Source organism: Janthinobacterium sp. GW821-FHT03C10 (genome assembly GCF_059420865.1).
This window is the reverse complement of record NZ_JBWKUN010000002.1, coordinates 180,753-205,148: the sequence shown is the minus strand read 5'-3', so window position 1 is coordinate 205,148 and position 24,396 is coordinate 180,753. Positions and strand designations below refer to the sequence as shown.

General features: G+C 64.7%; 19 protein-coding genes. 11 read left to right on the top strand and 8 right to left on the bottom strand.

The window, feature by feature from the left end; genetic code table 11:
• Positions 1-232: 232 nt before the first annotated feature.
• Positions 233-916, top strand: a complete 684-nt coding sequence (locus AC07VH_RS08705; RefSeq protein ID WP_494787235.1) for a PEP-CTERM sorting domain-containing protein — start codon at positions 233-235, stop codon at positions 914-916.
• Between the two features lies 1 nt (position 917).
• On the opposite strand, the gene AC07VH_RS08700 is transcribed toward AC07VH_RS08705, so the two are convergent.
• The 3 genes from AC07VH_RS08700 to AC07VH_RS08690 are packed head-to-tail and all read right to left on the bottom strand — an operon-like array spanning position 918 to position 6,141.
• A complete protein-coding gene (locus AC07VH_RS08700; protein ID WP_494787234.1) occupies positions 918-3,683 on the bottom strand; it encodes an Hsp70 family protein in 2,766 nt (921 codons plus the stop codon).
• Between the two features lie 5 nt (positions 3,684-3,688).
• A complete protein-coding gene (locus AC07VH_RS08695) occupies positions 3,689-5,557 on the bottom strand; it encodes an Hsp70 family protein (RefSeq protein ID WP_489630444.1) in 1,869 nt (622 codons plus the stop codon).
• On the bottom strand, positions 5,554-6,141 hold the full coding sequence (locus tag AC07VH_RS08690; RefSeq protein ID WP_475415928.1) for a DUF2760 domain-containing protein: 588 nt from the start codon (positions 6,139-6,141) through the stop codon (positions 5,554-5,556). Before AC07VH_RS08690 ends, AC07VH_RS08695 begins: the two co-directional genes overlap by 4 nt.
• A gap of 273 nt (positions 6,142-6,414) precedes the next feature.
• On the opposite strand from AC07VH_RS08690, the gene AC07VH_RS08685 reads away from it, so the two are divergent.
• From AC07VH_RS08685 to urtE, 7 genes are all read left to right on the top strand, one after another.
• The gene (locus tag AC07VH_RS08685; protein WP_489630445.1) at positions 6,415-7,014 is read left to right on the top strand and encodes a transglutaminase-like domain-containing protein; all 600 of its coding nucleotides are present in this window, start codon (positions 6,415-6,417) and stop codon (positions 7,012-7,014) included.
• Positions 7,015-7,030: 16 nt separating this feature from the next.
• Complete coding sequence (locus AC07VH_RS08680; protein WP_475415926.1) at positions 7,031-7,819, top strand: DUF4349 domain-containing protein; 789 nt, start codon at positions 7,031-7,033, stop codon at positions 7,817-7,819.
• 199 nt (positions 7,820-8,018) lie between these two features.
• Positions 8,019-9,272 (top strand): urea ABC transporter substrate-binding protein, encoded by a 1,254-nt coding sequence (gene urtA / locus AC07VH_RS08675; RefSeq protein ID WP_494787233.1) that lies wholly within the window; start codon positions 8,019-8,021, stop codon positions 9,270-9,272.
• Positions 9,273-9,409: 137 nt separating this feature from the next.
• Positions 9,410-10,996: an urea ABC transporter permease subunit UrtB gene (urtB, locus tag AC07VH_RS08670; RefSeq protein WP_494787232.1), complete on the top strand. Its 1,587-nt coding sequence runs from the start codon at positions 9,410-9,412 to the stop codon at positions 10,994-10,996.
• A complete protein-coding gene (gene urtC, locus AC07VH_RS08665) occupies positions 10,993-12,114 on the top strand; it encodes an urea ABC transporter permease subunit UrtC (protein WP_494787231.1) in 1,122 nt (373 codons plus the stop codon). Before urtB ends, urtC begins: the two co-directional genes overlap by 4 nt.
• On the top strand, positions 12,111-12,941 hold the full coding sequence (gene urtD / locus AC07VH_RS08660; protein WP_489630448.1) for an urea ABC transporter ATP-binding protein UrtD: 831 nt from the start codon (positions 12,111-12,113) through the stop codon (positions 12,939-12,941). Before urtC ends, urtD begins: the two co-directional genes overlap by 4 nt.
• Positions 12,942-12,943: 2 nt before the next feature.
• Positions 12,944-13,642 carry an urea ABC transporter ATP-binding subunit UrtE gene (urtE, locus tag AC07VH_RS08655; RefSeq protein ID WP_489630449.1) on the top strand — a complete coding sequence of 233 codons (699 nt, stop codon included), beginning with the start codon at positions 12,944-12,946 and terminating at the stop codon, positions 13,640-13,642.
• A 2-nt stretch (positions 13,643-13,644) separates the two neighbouring features.
• Here the strand turns inward: urtE and AC07VH_RS08650 are convergent, their stop codons facing one another.
• Both AC07VH_RS08650 and AC07VH_RS08645 read right to left on the bottom strand, forming a co-directional pair.
• Entirely contained in the window at positions 13,645-14,229 is a 585-nt protein-coding gene (locus AC07VH_RS08650) for a chromate transporter (RefSeq protein ID WP_475415920.1), read from the bottom strand.
• Positions 14,226-14,813, bottom strand: coding sequence for a chromate transporter (locus AC07VH_RS08645; protein WP_475415919.1), 588 nt, complete (start codon positions 14,811-14,813; stop codon positions 14,226-14,228). The genes AC07VH_RS08650 and AC07VH_RS08645 overlap by 4 nt, the downstream gene beginning before the upstream one ends.
• Before the next feature lie 219 nt (positions 14,814-15,032).
• On the opposite strand from AC07VH_RS08645, the gene AC07VH_RS08640 reads away from it, so the two are divergent.
• A complete protein-coding gene (locus tag AC07VH_RS08640; RefSeq protein ID WP_092605904.1) occupies positions 15,033-15,254 on the top strand; it encodes a hypothetical protein in 222 nt (73 codons plus the stop codon).
• A gap of 416 nt (positions 15,255-15,670) precedes the next feature.
• Here the strand turns inward: AC07VH_RS08640 and AC07VH_RS08635 are convergent, their stop codons facing one another.
• Positions 15,671-16,270, bottom strand: coding sequence for a response regulator (locus AC07VH_RS08635; protein ID WP_494787230.1), 600 nt, complete (start codon positions 16,268-16,270; stop codon positions 15,671-15,673).
• A gap of 340 nt (positions 16,271-16,610) precedes the next feature.
• Entirely contained in the window at positions 16,611-17,159 is a 549-nt protein-coding gene (locus AC07VH_RS08630; RefSeq protein ID WP_166448106.1) for a phosphohydrolase, read from the bottom strand.
• Between the two features lie 200 nt (positions 17,160-17,359).
• Between AC07VH_RS08630 and AC07VH_RS08625 the strand changes: the two genes are divergently transcribed.
• Together AC07VH_RS08625 and AC07VH_RS08620 are read left to right on the top strand one after the other, a co-directional pair.
• A complete protein-coding gene (locus tag AC07VH_RS08625) occupies positions 17,360-20,503 on the top strand; it encodes an NAD(P)-binding protein (RefSeq protein WP_494787229.1) in 3,144 nt (1,047 codons plus the stop codon).
• Between the two features lie 2 nt (positions 20,504-20,505).
• Entirely contained in the window at positions 20,506-21,417 is a 912-nt protein-coding gene (locus AC07VH_RS08620; RefSeq protein WP_494787228.1) for an alpha/beta hydrolase, read from the top strand.
• On the opposite strand, the gene AC07VH_RS08615 is transcribed toward AC07VH_RS08620, so the two are convergent.
• The gene (locus tag AC07VH_RS08615) at positions 21,402-24,353 is read right to left on the bottom strand and encodes a hybrid sensor histidine kinase/response regulator (RefSeq protein WP_494803983.1); all 2,952 of its coding nucleotides are present in this window, start codon (positions 24,351-24,353) and stop codon (positions 21,402-21,404) included. The two genes, AC07VH_RS08620 and AC07VH_RS08615, sit on opposite strands and share 16 nt — an antisense overlap.
• Positions 24,354-24,396 lie beyond the last annotated feature (43 nt).

The window sequence follows — 24,396 nt, the reverse complement described above, 5'->3', positions numbered from 1 at the left end:
ATTTTAAAAACACTGTTGTTTTTATTTATTTGCTAATTTAAAATGATTTTTTGATAATTTCATGTGAGGCATTATCTGCGCCGCAGGTGCTCACTTCCTTTTTCGCGAAAGCCGACAAATGAACCTGATACGAAAACAGCTGTGTTTTTTGAGCGTGATGCTGGCCGCTGCATCGATGCACGCGGCGCACGCCCAGGCAACGATGCAACCTTTGCAAACCAGCAATTTTTTGATGACGGAGTATCCTGAGTACAATGGCAATACGCAGGCACAGAAGGTGACCCTGTTGTCCGATGCCGGTGGCGTGACGAAACTGGGCATGACGAGCCTGGCCAGCAGCCTCAGCATGGATACGCAGGGAACCAGCATGTCGAATGGCGATCTGTACACGGGCGTGTTCGACATCAGCGTGCGTAACGGGTATCGCGTGACGGGCTTCTCCTTTGCCGCCACGCTGGTAGGCGTGCTGCAGGTCGCCGAGGCGCCCCCTGGCGCCAGCATGGTTCAGCCTGGCAACGCCAGCAACAGTGGATCGATGGAAGTCCGCGCTTTGACCGGGCCGCATGGGCAGCGCATCGCGGGCGAGTCATTCCGCCAAGAAAGCCTGGACGGCACGCAGAACATATTGCTGCAAGGAGTCGGCTTGTCGTTGACGGACCCGTTCACGATGTTTATAAGCGGCATGAGCTATGCCAATGCACAGCTGGGTCATTATCGCGTGAACGGCCCTGACTACAGCTTTGACGCGAGCCTTCCTGCCTATGCGAGTTACCGCTTCGTCAATCCGACCCTGACCATTTTCACGTCGCCCGTACCGGAACCCGGCACCTACGCGATGCTGCTGGCCGGCCTGGCCCTGTGCGGCACAGCCGGCTTGCGCCGTCGCCGTGGGGCGCGCAGCGGCGTGCCAGCCTGATTCAGCTGATCAGCTTCAAGCCCGGCGGCAGCGCCTCGCCCAGCATGCGCTTGGTATTCGCTTCGTCCAGTTGCGTCACTTCGCTGACCATGGCCTGCCACAGGGGCGGGGCGCCGACGGCTTTCAGGCGGGCGAGGATGGTGGCGCGCAAGTCGTCGCCGATGTCGCGCGAGCGGTCGCCCGTCATGCGCGCCAGGTGGGTGGCGGCAAACGCCGCCGGTTCCGTCTTTTTCCAGTCCAGCGCCAGCAGCACGTGCAGCCAGTCGGCCACGGTGGCGCTGTCGACCACTTCGTGCGCGCTGCCGTGGAAGGGCTGGCGCGCGCCGACCCTGGCCAGCGCCCACAGGGTGTTCGTGTCCGCCGCTTCCTCCTTCTTGCCGGCCTTTTGCAGGCGTTTCAGCAGCCAGGCGCCCACTTCCGCCTTGTAGGCGCCGGGAATGCGCTCGAGCGAGGCGCCCAGGCGCAGCATGTCGTCGTCGCTGCCATTGACGAGGGTGACGGGCCGGCTGCCGCGCTGGGCCGCGTCGGCTTGCAGGTTGAAGGCGAAATCGTCGAGCAGGCGCAGTTGCTGCTCCACGCTCAAGCCGCCGGCTACGCGGCGCCACAGGGTCCACCATTCGGCGCACACCTGGTTGTCCTTGTGATGCTGGACGCCCGCGTCGAACATGGCCCACAGCTGCTCGATGCGCCACGGATCGAGCGCATCGCCGTAGCCGGGCCGCAAACAGTAGCCGGCCAGGTTCAGCCACACCCGTTCATGCTCGGCGGAGCGGCGCCGGCCACGCGCGCGCAGCAGGAGGGCGTCGAACAGCTGGCGCAGCAAGGGCGTCTCCCAGCTCTCGCGCCCGCCCAGTCCCCGTTCCAGATGCTGGCGCAGCTGGCGCACTTCCTTGGTTTCGACCTTTTGCGCCTTGCCGCCGAAGATGCGCTCGATTTTCTCGACGGCTTCCTTCACGCGTGGCGGCACGCTGGACGTTTCGGCCGGCGTTTCCTCTTCTCCCCGCAACTGGAATTCCAGCAGCCAGCGGTCGCTGGCATCGGCTTCGGCCACGCAATGCACTTCCAGGGTGCCCACTTCCGTCATCACGGTGGCCAGCTGCACCGCGATTTCGCGCTTGTCATTGCCGTCGCTGGCGTGCAGCACGCTGGCCAGCGGCGGCAGGCGCAGGTACTCGCCCGCGCCCAGGTCGACGATGTCGCCCAGCTTGGGCGGCGTGCCCGTTTCCGCGATGGACGAGGCCAGGTGGAAGCGCACGGGCCGGCCCAGGCGCAGCGCGAACAGACGCTGCGTCAGGCGGATTTCCTCGCCGCTGGCGCTGCCGCGTGGCAGGATGCAGACGGCGCGGTGATCCTTGCCCGCCTCGCCCAGCACGAGGAAATAGCTGCGCGGCGAGCCGCCGCCGATGCGCGGCGCCTGGCCCCGTCGCGCCAGCGCGTAGGCGACGGCGCCACGGGCCACGGCCACGTCGGGGTTATCGTTATGCAGGATGGTGAGGGGCTGACCCCGCCAGTGTTCCAAGGTCTCTGCCAGGCGGCGCGCCAGCGCGTCGGCGCGGAACACGCCGCCATTCAGCAGCAGGGTATCGGGCAGTGCGCCGGCATGCTGGTGCAAGAAGCTGGCCAGGTGGCGTGTGATGGCCGCGTCCTGCGCATACGGCAGGCCGAATTCGACGATGCCGGCACGGCCTTTTTTCGCCGTATCGTTTTGCCCAACTTTCGGGAAGAAGCCGTCGACCACCATGGCCGCCACTTCCTCGCGCGTGACGTCGGCCGAACGGCTGCCGCCGATCAAACGCGAACCCGCGCCCAGCAGGGTCACGGTGACGCTGTCGGGCGCGTCGTTCGACAGCAGCAGTTCCTTGGCCGCGCGGCAGCGTTCCATCAGCTGCGACAAGCGCGCGGCGGACAGCTTCATGCCGCTTTCGCTGCCTGCGGCCATGCGCGTTTCCACCAGGTGGGCCAGCGCCAGGTCCATATTGTCGCCGCCAAGGATCAGGTGGTTGCCCACGCTGCTGCGCGTGAGCTGCGGTGCGCCGTCGTCATCGAAGGCGACGTCGATCAGGCTGAAATCGGTGGTGCCGCCGCCCACGTCGCAGACCAAAATGCGGCGCGTGTCGGCCAGGTCTGCGCGCAGGGTGGCGCACCGGCGCTGCAGGTAGTCATAAAAGGCCGCCTGCGGTTCTTCCACCAGCCGCAGCGCGGGCAGGCCCGCCATGCGCGCCGCTTCCAGGGTGAGTGCGCGCGCACCCTCGTCGAACGAAGCGGGGATGGTCAGCACCAGTTCCTGCTCTTCGAGGGGCGCGTCGGGGAAGCGGTGATTCCACGCGGCGCGCACGTAGGCAAGGTAGCTGGCGCTGGCTGCCACGGGCGACACCTTGGCCACGTCGGCATCGGCGCCCCACGGCAAAATGGGCGCCTGGCGGTCCACGTTCGCATGCGACAGCCAGCTCTTCGCGCTGGAAACGAGCCGGCCCGGCACCTGGGCGCCGAGCTGGCGCGCGAACGCGCCCAGCACGGCATGCTCAACGTCTTGCTGCGGCCACGGCAGCTGCAAGTCGCCCGCCGCCAGTTCGCCGGCGGCGGGGTGGTAGCGCAAGGAGGGCAGCAGGGGGCGTGCGCCCACTTCGCCGGGCGCGACCAGCTGCTCGATGGCGAACAGCTTGATTCCTGCCTGCGCATCGCCGGCCGCCGCATACGCCACCACCGTATTGGTGGTGCCCAGGTCGATGCCGACCAGGAAGGCCGGCTTGCCCGCAGTGCTGCCCATGGCGCTTATTGCGGCGTGCCGCGCACGTCGAATTCCACCTTCCAGCGCTCGGCGCCGTCAGGGGAAACGGCCAGCAGTTCCAGGGTACCCGCTTCCGTCACTCTGGCGTGCAGTTTGACTTGCACGACGTCGCCGGCCTGGCGGCCTTCGGCGGACAGGGTCGCCTGGATTTCGCTCAGCTCCTGCAATTCATCGGGACCCCAGAAGTCGAGCAAATCGCCGATCTGGTCGTTGCGCCGCGTGGACGAGGCGAAGAAGCGGAAGTGCACGGGTTCGCCCACGACGAGGCCGAATTGCTGGCCCGGCAGTTCCAGCTCGCTGCCTTCTTCCATGCCGAACGGCGCCACGCACAGGGCCTGGATCGGCGGCTCCATGCCAGGGATGGCGGGCATGGCCGATTCGATGGCGACATAAAAGGCGCTGGCCGTGCCGCCGCGGATGCGCACGCCATGGCCGCGCCGCACGTAGCTGTAGTAGGCGGCGCCGCGCGCGACGGCCAGGTCCAGGTCGGCCCCGGCCAGCATGCGCGCCGGTTCCGCGCCTTCCATGTACAGCCAGTCGTTGACGGTGCTCATGATACGCTGCACCAGCAGGTCGGACTTGAAGACGCCGCCGTTGAACAGCACGGCAGTCGGGTGCAGGAAGCTGGCGCCTTCCGCCTGGCGGCCCGCGAAGCCTTCCAGTTCGCTGGTCGCCGCCACTTGCCGGCCCAGGAAGGCGGCCAGGTGGCGCGTGATGGCCGCGTCCTGCGCATACGGCAAGCCCAGTTGCGTCAGGCCGGCGCGCGTACGCACGGCAGGACGGCTCGACGCTTCCACCTGCGGGAAGAAGCCGTCGAGAATGAAGGTGGACACTTCCGCGCGCGTCAGTTCCGTGCGGATGGAGCCGCCGATCAGTTTCGAACCGCGGCTGGGCACGACGATCGGTGCCACGTCGAGACCGCTGTCGGCCAGCAGGCTTTCCTTGGCGCTGCGGCAGCCGTACGTGAGCGCGCGCATCTGCCAGGCGTCGAGCTGGGTGCCGTTGGCGGCCAGCTTGCGTGCCACCAGGTGGGCCAGGGCCAGGTCCATATTGTCGCCGCCGAGCAGGATGTGTTCGCCGACTGCCACGCGGTGCGGTTCCAGCACGCCGTCGCGCTCCAGCACGGCGATCAGCGAAAAGTCGCTGGTGCCGCCGCCCACGTCGACGACCAGGATGATGTCGCCCGGCTTGACTTCCTTGCGCCAGCGGCCTTCGCTGGTCTGGATCCAGCTGTACAGGGCCGCCTGCGGCTCTTCCAGCAGGGTCAATGAGGCGTAGCCGGCCGCCTGCGCCGCTTCCATCGTCAGCTCGCGCGCGGCAGGGTCGAACGATGCGGGTATCGTCACCGTGATTTCCTGCTCGGCGAACGGCGCTTGCGGGTGGGCGTTGTCCCAGGCCTGGCGCAAATGCGTCAGGTAGCGCGTGGCGGCCGTGATCGGCGAGATGCGCGCCACTTCGGCCGGCGCGTCGTTCGGCAGGATGGCCGCGCGGCGGTCCACGCCCGGGTGGCACAGCCAGCTTTTCGCGCTCGACACCAGGCGGATCGGCGTGGTGGCGCCGCGGCTGCGGGCCATTTCGCCCACGACGAACGGCGCTTCGGCTTCCTCGGTGACCCAGGGCAGGGCCAGGTCGCCCGCCGCCACTTCGTCGGCGTGCGGCAGGTAGACGAAGGACGGCAGCAGCGGCAATTCCTCGACCGTGCCCGGTGCCGACAGTTGCGGTACTTTCAGCACGCCGTGGCTGGACTTTTCGCCGTCGCTCTCGACCAGGTTCACATACGACAGGGCGCTGTGGGTGGTGCCCAGGTCGATGCCGATGGCGTAGCGCGGGGTGTTGTTCGTTGCGTCGTTCACAGTTCCACCTCGGCCGGTGCCAGGATGGCGGCGTCGTGCTGCTCGCTCAGTTTCGGCAGGCGCACGCTGGAGGCGCGCCAGCCGCGGTGGCTGAGGGTGCCCGTGAATGGTGCGGAACCGACCACGTTGCCCGTCAGGCGCACGCTGGCCGAATCAAAGCCTTCCTGCAGCACGATGCGGCTGCCCTCGGCTTCCTGGCGCACGGCCTCGATGGTGAAATATTCGCGCATGACCTTGGCGCAGCCTTCATGCACGACGCGGGCGGCCGCGCCGATGTCGGCATCGGCATGGCTGCCCAGATTTTCCTGGGTGAAGTCGATCAGGCGCGCTTCGCGCTGCAGCAGGGCCAGCAGTTGCAGGGCCGCGTCCGGCGTCGCCTCTTTTAATATGACGGGGGCGGCGGCTGGCGTCGGCACGGGAGCGGGCGCCGGAGCAGGGGGCACGGGCGCCACAGGGGCGGCCTCGGGCAGGGACAGCTTTTCCACGCGGGCCGCATAGGCGGCGTCCGACAGGGTGCTGAAGAAGGCGCCGAAGGCCAGCGGGACGCGGCGCCAGAACGATGGGTGGGACGATGGTGTGCTCATAGGAACTCGTTTCTCTGATCTGTAGGGGGGCGTCGGCGGCGCGCCGGATGGCGGGGCCGCTTCGCAGGGTGGTGCATGCGCCGGCCCGTCGTGCATGTCGGGCCGGCTGGCGTTTGCCCGCATGATACCAGCTACGGGGCCGGCGCCAAAGTCGCCGCCCCCGTTCCCGCCTGCCTGCGGCGTGCATTTTCTTTGTTCCTGCGCAAGGAAACGCTCGATTTCGGCTGTCTTCGACTAGAATCGCACATTATCTTTTTGCCAGACATTGATGCCATGGTTTCCGACTTTTCCTCATATCTGGCCAGCAGCACGTATATCGACAGCGAGCATCCGGCTGTGCGCGCCAAGGCGGCCGAGCTGGCGGCAGGCGCCGTGGGCGACGCCGCCATCGCGGCCCGCTGCTTTGCCTTCGTGCGCGACGAGATCGCCCACAGCTGGGATTACCAGCGCAACCCCGTCACTTGCCGCGCGTCCGATGTGTTGCAGCATGGCACGGGCTATTGCTATGCGAAGAGCCATCTGCTGGCCGCGCTGCTGCGCGCCAACGGCATCCCCGCCGGCCTGTGCTATCAGCGTCTGGCCGTGGGCGAGGCGGGGCCGCCGTTCTGCCTGCATGGCTTGAACGCCGTCTACCTGCAGGAATTCGGCTGGTACCGCATCGATGCGCGCGGCAACAAGCCTGGCGTCGACGCCGCCTTCACGCCGCCGCGGGAACAGCTGGCCTTTCCCGTGCTGGCGCCGGAAGAGCGCGATCTGCCGGAAATCTGGGCGGCACCGCTGCCGCAGGTGATCGCCTCGCTGACCGGCCATGCGACCGTGCAGGATGTGGCCGCGCACTTGCCCGATATCGAATTGTTGCCGCTGCAAACATAATCTCAAGAAAGAAATCATGAAAAAAGTGTATCTTGGCCTGCTTGGCCTGATGTTGTTGGCCGGTTGCGGCAGCAAGGGCGAGAGCGGTGGGCAATCGAGCGCCGCGCGTCTCGACGGCAAGGAAAAGGGCAGCGAGTTTCTTGCCTATGAACACAATGTCAGCGTCGATACGAGCGAGGCGCAAGTGCCGCTCCTGTATGAAAAAGTCGTGGCCGCCTGCAAGGCTGACACGGACAATGGTTGTCTGCTGCTCGATTCCAGCATCAACGGCGGACGCTACGTGCACGCACGCATCAGCGTGCGCGCCAAGCCGGCCGGCATCAAAAAGCTCGTCGCGCTGGTCGCGGCCGAAGGCGACGTCACCAGCCAGGGCACCAAGGTGGAAGACCTGGGCCGTCCCGTGCTCGACAGCAAGAAACGCCTGGAAATGCTCAAGCAGTACCAGGCGCAGCTGCAAGACCTGGAAAAGCGCTCGGGCACGAATGTCGATGCGCTGATCAAGGTGAGCAAGGAACTGGCCACCGTGCAGGTGGAGCTGGAGCAGGCGACGGCGGCCAATGCACTGTTGATGCAGCGCATCGACACGGACTTGCTGAACGTGGCCATCAGCGCCGACGGCAAGCAATCGTTCTGGCGCCCCGTCAAGCGCGCGCTGGGCAATTTCACGGAAAACCTGTCGGAAGGCGTGGCCAACGCCATCACGGCCATGGCTTACATCCTGCCGTGGCTGGTGGCGTTCGTGCTGCTGTTCCCGCTGGGACGCAAGGGCTGGCGCCGTCTTCGTGGAGCGCCGCGCAAGGATTGATGCGCAAGCATTAAAGCCTCCGGCGCACCGTTTTACGGCAATTTGAAACCTGGCTGCACAGTCCTTGTGCGGCCAGGTTTTTTTTCGTGCGGCGAGAGCCGCGTGCACCATGGCGGATACCTGTTGGCGCTGGCATGCATTCTGCTTTAACAACATGGCAGACCCAGCTCGACCCCACGAACCCATCACAGGAGTCCCCATGTCACGACGCATCATCCTGAAAGCGGCCGCCGCCGGCGCATTCGCCCTGGCCACGTCCACCTGCATGCAGGCAGCCCTGGCCGCCGATACGATCAAGGTAGGCATCTTGCACTCCCTGTCGGGCACCATGGCCATCTCCGAAACGTCGCTGAAGGACGTGGCGCTGATGACGATCGCCGAGATCAATGCCAAGGGCGGCGTGCTGGGTAAGAAGCTGGAAGCCGTCGTCGTCGATCCCGCGTCGAACTGGCCCCTGTTCGCGGAAAAAGCGCGCCAGCTGGTGGCGCAGGATAAAGTGGCCGTGGTGTTCGGCTGCTGGACATCCGTCTCGCGCAAGTCGGTTTTACCGGTGTTCAAGGAGCTCAACAGCCTGCTGTTTTACCCCGTGCAATACGAGGGCGAGGAGCTGGAAAAGAATGTGTTTTATACGGGCGCCGCGCCCAACCAGCAGGCGATCCCCGCCGTGGAATACCTGATTAGCACAGATGGCGGCGGGGCCAAGCGCTTCGTGCTGCTGGGCACGGATTACGTGTATCCGCGCACCACCAACAAGATTTTGCGGGCCTTCCTGAAAAGCAAGGGAGTCAAGGATAGCGATATCAGCGAGGTCTACACGCCGTTCGGCCACGCCGACTATCAAACCATCGTCGCCAACATCAAGAAATTTTCCACGGGCGGCAAGACGGCCGTCATTTCCACCATCAATGGCGATTCGAACGTGCCGTTCTACAAGGAGCTGGGCAATGCGGGCCTGAAAGCCACGGACGTGCCCGTCGTCGCGTTTTCCGTGGGCGAGGAAGAGCTGCGCGGCATCGATACCAAGCCCTTGCTCGGTCATCTGGCGGCGTGGAATTATTTTGAATCCGTCAAGAATCCGGTAAATACCGCCTTCATCAAGCAGTGGAAGGCGTATGCCGTGGCGCACAAGCTGCCGAACGCCGGTTCGGTGGTGACGAACGACCCCATGGAAGCGACCTATGTCGGCATCCATATGTGGGCGCAAGCCGTGGAAAAGGCGAAATCGACGGACACGGACAAGGTGATCGCCGCCATGGCGGGCCAGAGCGTCAAGGCGCCATCGGGCTTCACCCTGACCATGGATGCAACGAACCACCACTTGCACAAGCCCGTGATGATCGGCGAGATCAAGGCCGATGGGCAATTCAATGTCGTGTGGAAAACCAAGGAACCGATACGCGCACAGCCGTGGAGCCCGTATATCAAGGGCAATGAGGGCAAGCAGAAGTTGTAAAAAGCTTGCGCGTCGATTCGTCGCCGCAACCCCAGGCAGAGAGCTGGGGTCAGACCCGGCGGGTCTGACCCCTGTCCTTGTCTTTGGGGGAAGGATACCTGTCAAGACATCGGCTTTACTACATGGAATCCATGCACATGCAGCTTCTCCCCAAACTGCTGGTCCTCGCCTGCCTGTTGCTATCCTCGCTGGCACAGGCCGCCATCCCTCCCGACCTGCTCAAGCCGCTGTCCGGCGACGATCCCGACGCCAGGGTCGCCGCCGTGGCGCGGATCGCCGCCCTGGCCACGCCCGAGGCCGCCAAGGTGCTGCACGCCTTGCAGGACGATAGCCTGTATGCCGCGCCCGACGGCAAGGTGTACATCGTCGACGGCGAGCACGCCTACGATCCCGCCACGGGCCAACTGGGTGCATTGCCCGACGGCATCGATGGCGTGATGGTCAACAACCGCTTGCGCGCGGCCGTGGCAGGCGCCTTGTCGGGCTTGCAGCTGCTGGCGCCGGAGCGCGCCCAGAGGCTGGCCGCCGCGCAAGCCTTGCAAAAGGCTGTTGATCCCGCGCAGCTCCCCCTGATCCGCACCGCGCTGGCGCGGGAAAGCGATGGCGAGATCCAGCAGATATTGCAGGTGCTGATTGCCAGCGCCAACCTGCATGCGCCCGATGCCGCCACGCGCAAGGCCGCCGTGCAGGCGCTGGCCGGCAGCAGCGACGCGCGTCTGCTGCCCGTGCTGCAAGCCATGCTGGAGCAGGGCGGTGAACCGGATGAAGCCGTGCAGCTGGCCGCCATCGAGACCATGCGCCAGATCAAGGGCAGGGTGGCGCGCATGGAGTTCGCCGGCAATGTGTTCTATGGCATTTCCCTGGGCAGCGTGCTGCTGCTGGCGGCCTTGGGCCTGGCCATCACCTTTGGCTTGATGGGCATCATCAATATGGCGCATGGCGAATTGCTGATGATAGGCGCTTACACGACCTATCTGTGCCAGCTGTTTTTCCGCAACTATTTCCCCGGCATGCAGGATGCGTATCTGCTGGCCGCCTTGCCGGCCGCCTTTCTCGTCGCCGGCCTGGTGGGCGTGGCGCTCGAACGCACGGTGATCCGCTGGCTGTACGGCCGGCCGCTGGAAACCCTGCTGGCCACCTGGGGCATCAGCCTGATCCTCATGCAGCTGGTCCGCACGATCTTCGGCGCGCAAAACGTGGAAGTGGCCAATCCCGCCTGGATGTCGGGCGGCGTGACGGTACTGGGCGGCCTCGTGCTGCCGTACAACCGGCTGGCCATCATCGCCTTCGCCGTCGTCGTCGTCGTGGCCGTGTGGCTGATCCTCAACAAGACGCGCCTGGGCCTGTTCGTGCGGGCCGTCACGCAAAACCGCCGCATGGCCGATTGCGTGGGCGTGGCCACGGGCAAGGTCGACATGCTGACCTTCGGCCTCGGTTCCGGCATCGCTGGGCTCGGCGGCGTTGCCCTGTCGCAGCTGGGCAACGTGGGCCCGGACCTGGGCCAAAGCTACATCGTCGACTCCTTCATGGTGGTGGTGCTGGGCGGCGTGGGCCAGCTGGCCGGCACCGTGATCGCCGCGCTGGGCCTGGGCGAAGTCAACAAATTCCTCGAACCGGTGGCGGGCGCCGTGCTGGCGAAGATCGCCATTTTGATATTCATCATCATTTTCATCCAGCGCCGGCCGCAGGGCCTGTTTGCCATGAAGGGACGCAGCGTCGAATGACTACCTCTTACCCGATCAAACAGGGCCTGTTTACGCGGCCCGTCTGGCTGGCCATCGCAGCATTTACGCTGCTGGCGGCGCTGTTGCCGATTTTTAATCTGGCGTTTGCCGAAGGGCATGCGCTGCACGTGTCCGCCTACACGGTGGCGCTGGTGGGCAAGTTCATGTGCTACGCGCTGGCTGCGCTGGCGCTGGACCTCGTCTGGGGCTACACGGGTATCTTGTCGCTGGGCCACGGCGTGTTCTTTGCCTTGGGCGCGTATGCGCACGGCATGTATCTGATGCGGGCCATCGGCGACCAAGGCCAGTACCACAGCAACTTGCCCGATTTCATGGTCTTTCTCGACTGGAAAACTTACCCCTGGTACTGGGCCTTCACGGAGCACTTCTGGTATTGCATGGCCCTCGTCGTGCTGGTGCCGGGCGTGCTGGCCTTCGTGTTTGGCTATTTTGCGTTTCGCTCGCGCATCAAGGGCGTGTATTTTTCCATCATCACGCAAGCGATGACGTATGCCTTCATGCTCCTGTTCTTCCGCAATGACACCGGCTTTGGCGGCAACAACGGTTTCACGGATTTCAAGACGATATTAGGGCATAGCATCACGGCGCCCGCCACCCGGGCCGTGCTGTTCCTGCTGACCCTGGCCTTCCTGCTGGCGGCGCTGGTGGGCGCGCGCGCCATCGTCCGCTCGAAGCTGGGCAGGGTGCTGCAGGGCGTGCGCGACAGCGAGGCGCGGCTGATGTTCCTCGGCTACAACCCGCTGTGGTTCAAGCTGTTCGTCTGGACCCTGTCGGCCGTGCTGTGCGGCATCGCCGGCGCCCTGTACGTGCCGCAAGTGGGCATCATCAACCCGTCCGAAATGTCGCCCGCCAACTCCATCGAGATGGTCGTGTGGGTGGCGGTGGGCGGGCGCGGCACCCTGCTCGGTCCGATTGTGGGCGCCTTCACCGTCAACGGTCTGAAAAGCTGGTTCACGGCCGCCTTGCCGGAACTGTGGCTGTTCGCGCTGGGCCTGCTGTTCATCGGCGTCACCCTGTTCATGCAGCAAGGCATGCTCGGTGTCTTGAACAAGCTCAAACGTAAAAAAGTCGCCATCGTGGCAGAGGAGGCCGCATGAGTATCCGCATGTTGCCCGGCATGGCCAGCGCGGAAGCGGGGCCGACATATTCGCGCGTAAAAGGCGAGGGCGTCGACACGACGCATGGCGCGATCCTGTATCTGGAAGACATCAGCGTGTCGTTCGACGGCTTCAAGGCCATCAACAAGCTGAGCCTCGATATTTCCGTGGGCGAGTTGCGCTGCATCATCGGCCCTAACGGGGCCGGCAAGACGACGATGATGGATGTGATCACGGGCAAGACGCGGCCCACGTCCGGTACGGCCTGGTTCGGTCAGACCATGAATCTGGCGACGATGACGGAAGCGCAGATCGCCCACGCGGGCATCGGCCGCAAGTTCCAGCGCCCCACCGTGTTCGAGCAGCACACGGTGTTCGACAACCTGGAACTGGCGATGAAGATGGACAAGCGCGTGGCGCCCACCCTGTTTGCGCGCTTGTCGTCCGAGCAGGCGGGCAGGATCGAAGCGATCTTGCTTTTGATCCGCCTCCACGGCCACGAGGCGCGGCCGGCCGGGTTGCTGTCGCACGGGCAAAAGCAGTGGCTGGAAATCGGCATGCTCCTGATGCAGGAGCCGCAGCTGATTTTGCTGGACGAACCGGTGGCGGGCATGTCCGACGCGGAAACGGCGCGCACGGCGGAACTCCTCAATGAATTGCGCGGCAAACATTCCATCATGGTGGTCGAGCACGACATGGGTTTCGTCACGGACATTGCCCAGCAAGGCATCGTCACCGTGCTGCATGAAGGGGCCGTGCTGGCGCAGGGCCGCATGGACGAAGTGCAGGCCGACGAGCGCGTCATCGAAGTCTATCTGGGAAGGTAATCATGCTCGAAGTGCAAGAATTAAATCAGTACTATGGCTCCTCGCACACCTTGCGCGGCATCGACCTGTCGGCGCGCAAGGGCGAATGCCTGGCCTTGCTGGGGCGTAATGGCGTAGGCAAGACAACCTTGCTCAAATGCCTGATGGGCGTGCTGCCCGTGGCGCAGGGCACGGTGGTGTTCCAGGGGCGCGACATCACGAAAATGACGCCGCACGCGCGCGCCAGGCTGGGCATGGCCTACGTGCCGCAGGGACGCGACATCTTTGCGCGCCTGACGGTCGAGGAAAACTTGCTGATGGGCATGGCGGTGAAGCGGGGCAGGCTGGCCTCGCGCATCGATCCCCACGTGTACGAGCTGTTTCCGGTATTGAAAGAGATGCTGGCGCGGCGCGGCGGTGATTTGTCCGGCGGGCAACAGCAGCAGCTGGCCATCGCCCGCGCGCTGCTGGCCGAACCGCAATTGATCATCTTCGACGAGCCGACGGAAGGTATCCAGCCGTCCGTCATCAAGGATATCGGCAGGGTCATTGCTTTGTTGAAACAACGCGGCGACATGGCTATCGTGCTGTGCGAACAGTATTTTGATTTCGCCCGCGAACTGGCCGACGACTTCATCGTGCTGTCGCGCGGCAGCGTGGTGGCCAGCGGAAGTGCGGAACAGATGGACGGCGAGGAGGTGAAGCGGCACCTGGCCGTGTAAGGTCAGACGAGCTGGAGCCAGCCCAGCACGGCGCCGCCCGCCAGCAGCCACAATAAATGGATCTTCGTGCGCCAGATGATCAGGCCCGCCACGATGGACAGGCTCCACAGGGGCCAGTCGGTGCGGATGTCGTGGTTGGCGCCACCCAGGATCATGCCGGTGGAAATCAGGAGGGCGACGACGATGGGCGCCATGCCCTGCTTGAAGGCGCGCACGGGGCGCAGGTCGCGGTTGCGGTAGCCCCATTGGGCTGCCACGTAGGTGAGGGTGGTGCTGGGCAGCATGATGCCTAACATGGTGATGAACACGCCAAGATACGCGGCCGTGTAGCTGCCCGCATTCATGCCCACGTTCCAGCCCATCAGGGCGACGAACAGCACGTTGGGGCCGGGCGCTGCTTGCGCAATGGCGATCGACTCATTGAATTGCGTCTGGGTCAGCCAGCCATGCTGTTCGACGAGGAAACGGTGCATTTCAGACGTGGTGGAAATGGCGCCGCCGATCGACATCAGCGACAGCATCAGGTAGTGGGCGAACAGGTTCAGCCAGTCGCCCGCGCTCAAGGCCAGTTGCAGGGGCGGATTCATGAAGACAGCTTCCGATAGGTCAGCAGGCAGCCGATGCCGCCCAGGCCCAGCAGGATGTACAGCAGGGGCCAGCGGAAGACCGCCACCATCAGCACGCCCAGCACGGTGATGGACAAGGTCAGCCACAGGGGCAGCGGATGCTTGCTCAGCGCGGTCGCCAGCTTCACGCCCGTGGCGGCGATCATGCCGGCCGACACGGCCGCCATGCCGCGCAGGGCGCCCGCCATCTGCGGGTTGTCGCCAAAGCGCGTGTACAGCACGCCCAGCAGCAGGACGATGACGAGGGGGACGGCCAGCATGCCGGCCAGCGCCGTCAGCGCGCCTTTTAAACCGAAATAGCGCCCGCCCACCATCAGTGACAGGTTCACCACGTTCGGCCCGGGCATGATCTGCGCCACGGCCCAGTCTTCGAGGAATTCCTCCTGCGTCAGCCAGCGCTTGCGCTCGACCATTTCGCGCTGGATCACGGCCAGCACGCCGCCAAAGCCTTGCAGGGCCAGCCAGGTGAACGAGAAGAACAGGTCGGCAAGCGAGGCGGGTTGCGGGCGGGGCTGGTCAGGCTGGGGCGTGGAAGGCGAGGGCATGACTGATTATCGCCGTGGCCGATCGCGCTTGTCCATCGCTTTCGGCTCTGCTTGTACCTGCAAGAAAAAAACCGTGGCTCATGTTTCCCTGCCATTGACATCGAGAGTTTATCGGCAATACTTTTAGCGGCAACATGACCGCTATCCCTGTCCGCGCTGGCGTGGCTCGCCCCGCTACGCCCTCTCATCCCTCCGTCCCCTTCGCAGGAGTTGCTTATCATGCCTCATTCCACAGAAACGCTGCATATGCCCGTCAAAACCGTGGTGCTGCATACGCGGGTCGATCAGAAGATGTGCGATATCGTCAACCTGGGCATCGCCGTGCAGGCTGCCTTCAGTACCTTGTGCGCGCTGGAATACCTGAAGTCATACAATGTCGCCCCTGAACTGATCGAACGCGTGCTGCTGCATCCGGAGCAGCGCCGCCAGACCGTGCACTGAGTATCCGCACGGCAACTGTGTTGCCGGCAGCGTCAGCCCGGCGTTGTCGGATTGTCCATTACGGCTCAGTTATGCACAAATGATGGGCTAACGAAATTGGCGAAATAATTTTCTTGTGATTATGTGTGATTTTCTAAGTGTTTGATTTTAATGGATTTTATTTTTGCTGTTTGATTGAGCAGTTTATTGAAAGCCGCACGGGCTGTGGCTTTGAGGGCTGTCAATAGGCGCTTATCCACAAAGATATCCACAGTCCGTGTGGATATCTGAAAAAGCGCTTAACAATCCGCCACTTAGGAAAATGGGACCGGCCCGCGCCTGCCATCGGCGCGCAAGATGGGCCAAAATAGGGCATGCCACAAGCCTGTATGCCTATCCAGTGCTCTTGTTTTTATGACTGAAAGTAGCGGCCGTGTTCAGGGCGTGCCGCCGGCCGGCGCCGCGGGCGTGTCGCCGCACTGGGCCAGGGCCGCGGCCAGTTCGGCGACGTGTTGCTCCGCCTCGCGCAGGGTGGCGTAGGTGCGCAGCGAGGCGATCACGGTGGTAAACAACTTGCGCGTGGTGAGGTCGGTCTTGCACCAGAAATCGTTGATGTCGTAGTCGATGATGATGCGGTGTTCCAGCGCCTGGCCCGGCTGGCCCGTGCGCAGGATGATGCGCACGGCGCTGTTGTGCAGGTCTTCGCGGATCTGGCGCGCCACGTGCAGCCCCGCATCCTGGGTTTCCATGATCACATCGAGCAGCACCACGGCGATATCTTGTGTGCCGCGCAGCAGGCTGAGTGCCTCGGCGCCCGAATACGCGTGCAAAAAGCTCAGTCTGCGGCCCTGGAAGCTGGCCTGGCTGAGTGCGAACTTGGTCACCACGTGCACGTCGACATCGTCATCGACGATCAGCACGCGCCATGGCGCCGCGTTGGCAGTCTCTGCCGTCGCGTCTGCCCGGGCCAACGGCTCATCGACCAGCCAGTCCGGTTCGTCCGCCCCCTTGGCGGCGTTGTCGCTATCCATGTTCATGCATTTATCCACCGTTGATCGTGCTTGCTACTCCACACTATGCCAGTCTGCGGGGTTTGTCAAAACAATGCTGTTCAAGCAAGACGGTCCGGCGCCTGGATTGCTTATGCACAGCAAAATATATTTTCATGGCGGTGAAGTGACTTTGATCGAGCGCAAATTCGTGATTGCAAGTCATTGATTTTATTGGAGTAAAAAATTGCCTGTGAAATCAGCAAATTGTTGAAACCCGCATCAATGCTGGTGTTGCGGCTTGTCAAGAGGGGCTTATCAACAACTTTATCCACAGTTGCTGTGGATATCTGAAAAAGCCGTGCAAAAACCGGGGCTTAGCGCCCGTTCATGCGGCCAGCCCAAGCCCGCTCAGCTGGGCGAAGGCATGCAGGAAGCGCTGCTTGGCTTCGGCCGGGCCCATGGCCTCGATTATACCGGGCAAGGGGGCGATGCCGTCAAGGTAAGCCCAGCGTTCGGCCGAGTGCGGCATCAGGTCGCGCTTTTCCGTGGCCAGCGCGATCAGGTCGGCCCGCTTGATGGGCGCGTAATCGGAAAAATCCAGGCCATACGTGGCGGCGATGATGGCGCTGACCTTGTCTTCCAGCACGGCAAATTCCGGCAGCAACACTTTCAAGGGCTTCACCATGTCGCCCAGGTAGGCTTCGGCCGCGTCGTGCAGCAGGGCGGCCAGGCGCAAATGGGGCGGCACCAGTTCGGCGACGATCAGGCTGTGCTGGGCGACCGAGTAAAACACTTGCGTCTGTCCATTGAAGCGGCACTGGTAAGCGAGGCCGTGGGCAATGTCTTCAATGGCTACCTTGTCGATATGCGGGCGCAAGGGATAAAAACGGTTGCCTGAATAGGTGGAAACGTAGTCGGTGGTAATCATTGCCATGGCATGGTGCTCGGAACGCTCAAGATGCTTCATCGTACACCCGATGGCATGGGCTTGCCCCAGCTGCCGTGCGCAGGCGGCGGGCTGCTGAGCCTATGCATCTTGGCAAATCCTTTAATTTATTTCATATCATTCATTGTTCTTTCTCAAATACACTATAGCAATCTTGTTTGTCTGAAACTTCATTTAGGGGCAGGGCAATGACGGCGATACCTTCGGCAAGACCTTCGTATATCTATCAGGGCGGTTCGGTGATGATGCACTCGCCGCTGCAATTGAAACAGTCGGAAATGTACGGCTATTTCGTCAGGGGCGACCTGGCCAAGCTGCAGGCCACCGTGAATACCACCCTGAACCAGGTGGCGGGCAGCAAGATGACCCTGAAAGCCCTGTCGCCGTACGTGATGCTGACGTTTACACGCGTCAACCATGCCGATTCGGCCAATCCCGTCGACCAGGCCAAGGGCTGGATCACGGAGGTCGATATCGTCACCTGGATCATGGTCGGCCAGATGGATGAACACGGCAAGCTCGCGCATATCTACTGGTATCCGTGCCACATTTTTGTGGATGACGCCATGGCCCTGATCAACGGGCGCGAATTGTTCGGCTATCCGAAATACCTGTGCGACTACGAGATTCCCGCCGCCGGCAGCGAGCCGCTGCGCTGTTCCGTCGCGGCCAAGGGTTTCCAGCATTTTTCGCCGGAAACGAAACTCGCCCTGCACCCGCTGCTCGAAGTCAATGCCACCGTGCAGACGGGGCAGCACAAGAGCGTCAACAGTTTCCTCGAACTCATCGAGCAGGCATTCCAGATTTTTCTCTCCATCCCCGATTTCTTCGACATGGACCAGGCCGGCTGGGCCGATATCCTGTCGCTGCTGCGCAACCCGCGCATCGACCAGATATTCCTCAAGCAATTCCCCGACAGCGCGGGCGTGAAAGCCGTGTACCAGGCCCTGGTGGCCGCGCCGGCCGAAATCAACCGCCTGCACAGCGCGCGCCTGCTCGGCTATGAATACGAATGCACGGTGCACGCCTTCGACAGCTTCCCGCTGGACCAGACCCTGGGCTTGCAGCTGGGACCGCAGGCGGCGATATTGCCGTTCAATGTGAACTTCGACTTCACGGCCATGCCGGGCGAGGAGCTGGTCGACAATTCACGCATCGCGCCGGAAAAGATCGCCATCCTCGGCGGCGGCGTGGCGGCCATGACCACCGCGTATTATCTGACGAACCAGCCGGGCTGGCAAAACCGGCATGCCATCACCGTCTATCAGCTGGGCTGGCGTCTGGGCGGCAAGGGCGCCAGCGGACGCAATGCGCAGGCGGGCCAGCGCATCGAGGAGCATGGCCTGCACATCTGGTTCGGCTTCTACGCCAATGCCTTCAGGATGATCAAGGAAGCCTACGCCAGCCTGGAACGCCCGCCCGGCGCGCCGCTGGCCACCTGGCGCGACGCCTTCAAGCAGCACGATTACGTGGCCCTGTCGGAAGACGTCAAGGGACAATGGCGCAACTGGTCCATCGTCTTTCCCACCTTGCCGGGCGAGCCGGGCGAGGGCGGCGAAGACATCACCCTGTGGCAGATGGCCATCGCCATGGTGGGCTGGATCGAGCAGTGGATCCGCCAGATCCGCCAGGTGGCGGACGCCGACGCGCGCATCGCGCGCGCCAGCGCGCAGCCAGGTGACGGCGAAGGCGTGTGGCCGGGCTGGCTGCGCCGCCTGGCTGACGAAGTGGTGGGGCAGGCCGATGAACTGGGGCTGGACGTGGGCCTGTCCGTGGGCGCGCTGGCCGCCCTGGTGGCCGACCTGGCGCCGGACTCCACGCGCCACGACCAGGCCCGCCACCAGCTGCTGGCCAGCACCCTGAACGGCATCCGCGGCTGGCTGCGCCTGCGCTACCGCGCCCTGATCGATGGCGACGACGAATTGCGCCGGCTGTTCACCTGCCTGGACCTGGGCATCACGGTCATGAAGGGCATGTTCGAGGATGGCGTGTTCAAGAACGGCTTCGACGTCATCAACGACATCGATTTCCGCGCCTGGCTGCGCAAGCATGGCGGCGACGAGCAGTTCAGCGTCAATTCGGCGCCCGTGCGGGGCTTTTACGACCTGGTGTTCGCCTACGAGGGCGGCGATTTCGCCAAGCCGAACATCGAGGCGGGCACCTTGCTGCGGGCGATGGCGCGCATCGGCCTGGCCTACAAGGGCGGCATCATGTTCAAGATGCAGGCCGGCATGGGCGACACGATTTTCACGCCGCTGTACGAAGTGCTGCGCAAGCGCGGCGTGGAATTCAAGTTCTTCCAGCGCGTGGAGGAACTGGTGCCGGGCGCGGGCGACATCGACAGCATCCGCATCACGCAGCAGGTGCAATTGAAGGACCCCGCCGCCGGCTATGCGCCGCTGGTGGACGTGAAAGGGCTGGCGTGCTGGCCCAGCGCGCCCGACTACGCGCAGATCGAACCGGCCCAGGCGGCGCTGCTGCAGGAGCAGGAAGTCAACCTGGAATCGTACTGGAGCGGCTGGCCGCAGCAGTACCAGCAGGCGTTCGGCCGGCAGCTGCCCGCCACGGTCTTGAAGAAAGGCGTCGATTTCGACAAGGTGGTGTTCGGCATTTCCATCGGCTCGCTGCCGGCCCTGTGCCCGCAGCTGCTGGCGCAAAGCCCGGCCCTGCAACTGACGGCCGAGAAGGTGAAAACGGTGGCCACGCAGGCTTACCAGGTGTGGCTGAACAAAAACCTGGCGCAGATGGGCTGGACCACGCAGCCGAAGGGCCAGCAGCCCGTGCTGTCGGCCTTCACGGAGCCGTACGACACGTGGGCGCCGATGGATCAACTATTGGCGCACGAGGACTGGCCGGCGGGCCTGGAGCCGAAAAACGTCTCGTATTTTTGCAGCGCCTTCCCCGTCGACAGCTACCCGCCCGTCACCGACACGGATTTCCCCGCCCGCTGCGCGGCCAGCGCGAAGCAGGGCGCGCTGCACCAGCTGGAACGCGAGATCGGCGCGCTGTGGCCAGAGGCGGGCGCGCCGGGCGCGTTCCCGTGGCAATGGCTGGTCGACGCGAAGGCTGGCACGGGGCCGGCGCGCTTCGACAGCCAGTACTGGCGCGCCAATGTCGATCCGTCCGAGCGCTACGTGATGTCGGTGGTGGGCAGCACCCAGTACCGGCTGGCCACCGACCAGTCGGGCTTCAGCAACCTGTTCCTGACCGGCGACTGGATCAGGACGGGCCTCAACGCGGGCTGCGTCGAGGCGGCCGTGATGGCCGGCATGCAGACCGCGCGCGCCATGACGGGCTATCCGGCCGTGATCCAGGGCGAGACGGATTTCTAGGCATGCAGCGCCTGATGCCGTTGTGTCTTGTCCTTGTCCACCTGCACGCGGGCGCCGCGCCGCCCGGCGCCATGGTGCTGTGGCCAGGCGCGCCGCCCGGCGGCGCGGCGTCGGGCCCGCAGCGCGCCAGCGCCAAAGGCTCCATCACGCAGGTGGAGCAGCCTTACCTGATCGCGCACCGCCCGGCGCAGCCGAACGGCACGGCCATCCTGCTGGTCAGCGGCGGCGGTTATGCGCATATCGAGGCGGGCAAGGAAAGCGGCCCCGCCGCCGCTTGGCTGCAAGCGCGGGGCGTCACGGCGTTTGAACTCGTGTACCGTCTGCCGCAGGAAGGCGGTGGCGCCAGCGCGCCGTTCCAGGACGGCCAGCGGGCCATGCGCGTGATCCGCGCGCGCGCGGCCGAGTGGCGCATCGACCCGGCGCGCATCGGCATGCTGGGTTTTTCCGCCGGCGCGCACCTGGCCGGCATGACGGCCGTCCAGCCGGACGCCGCCCTGTATGCGCCCGCCGATGCGATCGATGGCGTCTCGGCGCGGCCCGATTTCGTCGTGCTGCTGTACCCCGTGCTGACCATGGAAGCGCCGTTCGACACGACGCATGCGAAGAAGCAGCTGCTGGGAAGTCACCCCACGCAGGCGGCGCGCGATGCGCTGTCGGTGGAGCGCCACGTCGATGCGCGCACGCCGCCGATGTTCATCGCTCAGGCGCTGGACGACCCGATTTCACCGCCCGACAACAGCCGCTTGATGGGCGCTGCCCTGGACCGCGCGGGCGTGCCGTTTGAACTGCACCAGTTCCGGCACGGCGGCCATGGCTGGGGCCTGGGCAAGCCGGACAGCGAACCGGCCGCGTGGCCGCAGCTGCTGCTGGCGTGGCTGCAATCGCATGGCTGGATGCCTCAACCTGCGGGCTGATCTTCCAGATCGCGCCGCGCCACGTCCAGCGCCGCCCGCAGCTGCGGCAGGAATTGCTCCACGTTGTCGAGCTGGCCGTTTGAGGCCAGGGTTTCCATCTGGTGGCACAGGCCGTGCAGGGTGGGACGGCTCAGGTAGCCGGCGCTGCCTTTCAAGGCGTGGAAGGCAGCTGCCGCCGCGCTGGCATTGCCATCGCGCACGGCGTGGCAAGCCAGGTCCAGGCGCCGCGGCGCTTCCGTCAAGAACGCTTGCGCGATGCGCTGCAAGTGCTGCGCCGACAGGCCTGCCAGCGGCAGGATGTGCACGGGCGCCGTCATGGGATCGGCCGGAGCGACCGGCTCGCCGGCGTCGTCCAGGCCGAACTGGCGCGCCAGGATGTCGTCCTCGGTGGGCGCGGCCGGCGGCAGCGCGTGGCCGCGCGCCAGCAGCAGGTCGATGATGGCGTCGATTTTCTCGAACAGCAGCGCTTCGTCGACGGGCTTGCTGAGGAAGTCGTCCATGCCGGCGGCCAGGTAGCGTTGCCGGTCATGTTCGCTGGCGTTGGCCGTCAGCGCGAGGATGGGGATGTGCGCGTCGGGAATGGGGAACTGGGCATTGCCGCCGTCGCGGATCAGGCGCGCGGCCTGTTCGCCGTCCATTTCGGGCATGCGGCCATCCATCAGCACGCAGTCGTAGGGGCCGGATCCCAGCGCGCGCAGCGCCTGTTCGCCGTTTTCCACGATGGTCACGTCATGGCCCATGCTTTCGAGCAGGGTGCCGATGATGATCTGGTTGGTGCGCACGTCTTCGGCGCACAGGATGCGCAGGCGGCAGGCATGGCGCGCCTGGCGTGCCGGCCGGCGCGCGTCGGCCGCCGGCGCGCTGCCGGGCGTCAGCGGCAAGGTGAAATGGAAGCGCGAGCCGATGCCGACCCGGCTTTCCACGCCGATCGCGCCCTGCATCAGTTCGACCAGTTCCTTGCAGATGGCCAGTCCCAGGCCCGTGCCGCCGTAGCGGCGCGTGGTGGAATGGTCGGCCTGCTCGAATTTCTGGAACAGGCGCGGCAAGGTGTCCGCGTCGATGCCGGGACCCGTGTCGCTGATGATGAATTCGATCTCGCTGCGGCCGTCGCCGCGCGGCGGCGTGCGGGCGCGCCGCACTTCCAGCAGCACTTCGCCATTGGCCGTGAATTTCAGCGCGTTGCCCAGCAGGTTGATGAGGATCTGCCGCAGGCGCGTGGGGTCGGCGCGCACGTAGCGGGGCAGGTCCAGCGCCAGTTCGCGGCGCAGCAGCAGGCTCTTGGCATCGGCCTGGCCCTGCACGATGCCGGCCGCGTCGCCGATCAGCGCCAGCAGGTCGAAGTCCACCGTCTCCAGGGTCAGCTTGCCCGCGTCGATCTTGGAAAAGTCGAGGATGTCATTGAGGATGGTCAGGAGCGACACGCCATTGTGCAGGCCGATGCGCAGGTATTCCTGCGTGCGGCCCTTGACGGACTGGTCGCGCAGGGCGAATTTCAGCATGCCGATCACGCCGGCCAGCGGCGTGCGGATGTCGTGGCTCATGGCGGACAGAAAATCGATGCGGTGGCGGCTGACCACTTCCGCGTGCTCTTTGGCCTTCAGCAGGGCGTCGTTGCTGAGGGTCAGCGCCAGGGTGCGTTCCTGCACCCGCTGCTCCAGATTGTTGCGCAGCAGGCGGATCTGGTCGGCCAGGGCAAAGGCCAGCAGCAAGCCGTCGAAGGTGCCGCCCAGCAGGGTCACCAGCTGGGCGTTGGCCACCATGGTCGGCATCAGGCCCAGGTTGGCCGGCAGGATCAGAAAGCCGGGCAGCATCAGCGCGACGAAGGCCAGCACGAAGAAGCGCGCCGGCTGGTAGCCGCGGCGCCAGACGACGATGCCGCAGACCAGCGCCAGCAGCATCCAGATGCTGATGGCGATGGTGGCCAGGGTGTGCGCATACGACAGGGCGAAGAAACAGCTGGGCAGCAGCAGCAAGGGCAGCGCCAGGTTGACCTTGCTGAGACGGTACAGCAGAAGCGAGTAGTCGCGCAGGCGCAGGAAATGCATGTAAAACAGGGTGCTGAAGACGGGCAGCAGGAAAAATGGCACGTAATGCAGCTGCAGCTGGTGCCAGTCGAACAGGTCGGCAAAGACGTGGAAGGTCATGGCCCAGGCCAGGCCATAGGTCAGCACGTACAGCGCGTAATACGCCGAGGCCTTTTCCAGGGTGATGGAAAAGATGAAGAAATTGAACAGGCCCAGCGCCAGCAGGGCGCCGATGGACGCCACCATCAGGAAGTTTTCCTTGCCCACCAGCTTGCGGTAGTCGTGCTGCGTCTTTACGCCGAACATGGGCGCGCGCGCGTAGTAGGGGCTGGAAAAGCGGATCAGGATGTCGTACGTGGCGCCCGGCGCCAGTTGCACGTTCATGCCGTAGTGCAGCAAATAGTCGTGCGGCCGCTGGTAGCCCGTCAGCAAGATCCGCGGCGCCGTGTGCGCCCCGGGGCCATACACGTGCAGGTCGACCAGGTCGATCAGGGTGTCGTTCGGGTCGATGACCCAGGCCGCTTCGCTGCTGTCGTTGCGCACCTGCGCATGCAGCCAGTAGGCGCCGCCGAACAGGTCGACCTGGTCGGCCCGGCGCTGGCGCGCCAGCCAGGCGGGCAGGGCGGCGGCATCGGCAGGCGCGGCGTCATTTCCAGCGAGAAACAGTTGCCCGCCTTTGCCCAGGTGAGCGATGCCTTGCATGCCCAGGGGTAAGGGCGCCGCCTGCGCCGCGCCCGCCAGGCCCAGCAGGCCGAACAGCAGGCCGAGCACGAGCGCCCAGCCGCATAGCCAGGCGCTGACGCGGGCGCTGGAAGCGCGGTGGCGGGAGGGGGGCGGGTGGGCTGGCATCGATGGGTTGGGTGATGGTCGCGCGGGAAAGGGCGGCAGCGCCGTTTGCTGTGGAGTGCCCATTTTAATCGACTCTCGGTGACACACGGGCAATTTCATGTCCTGC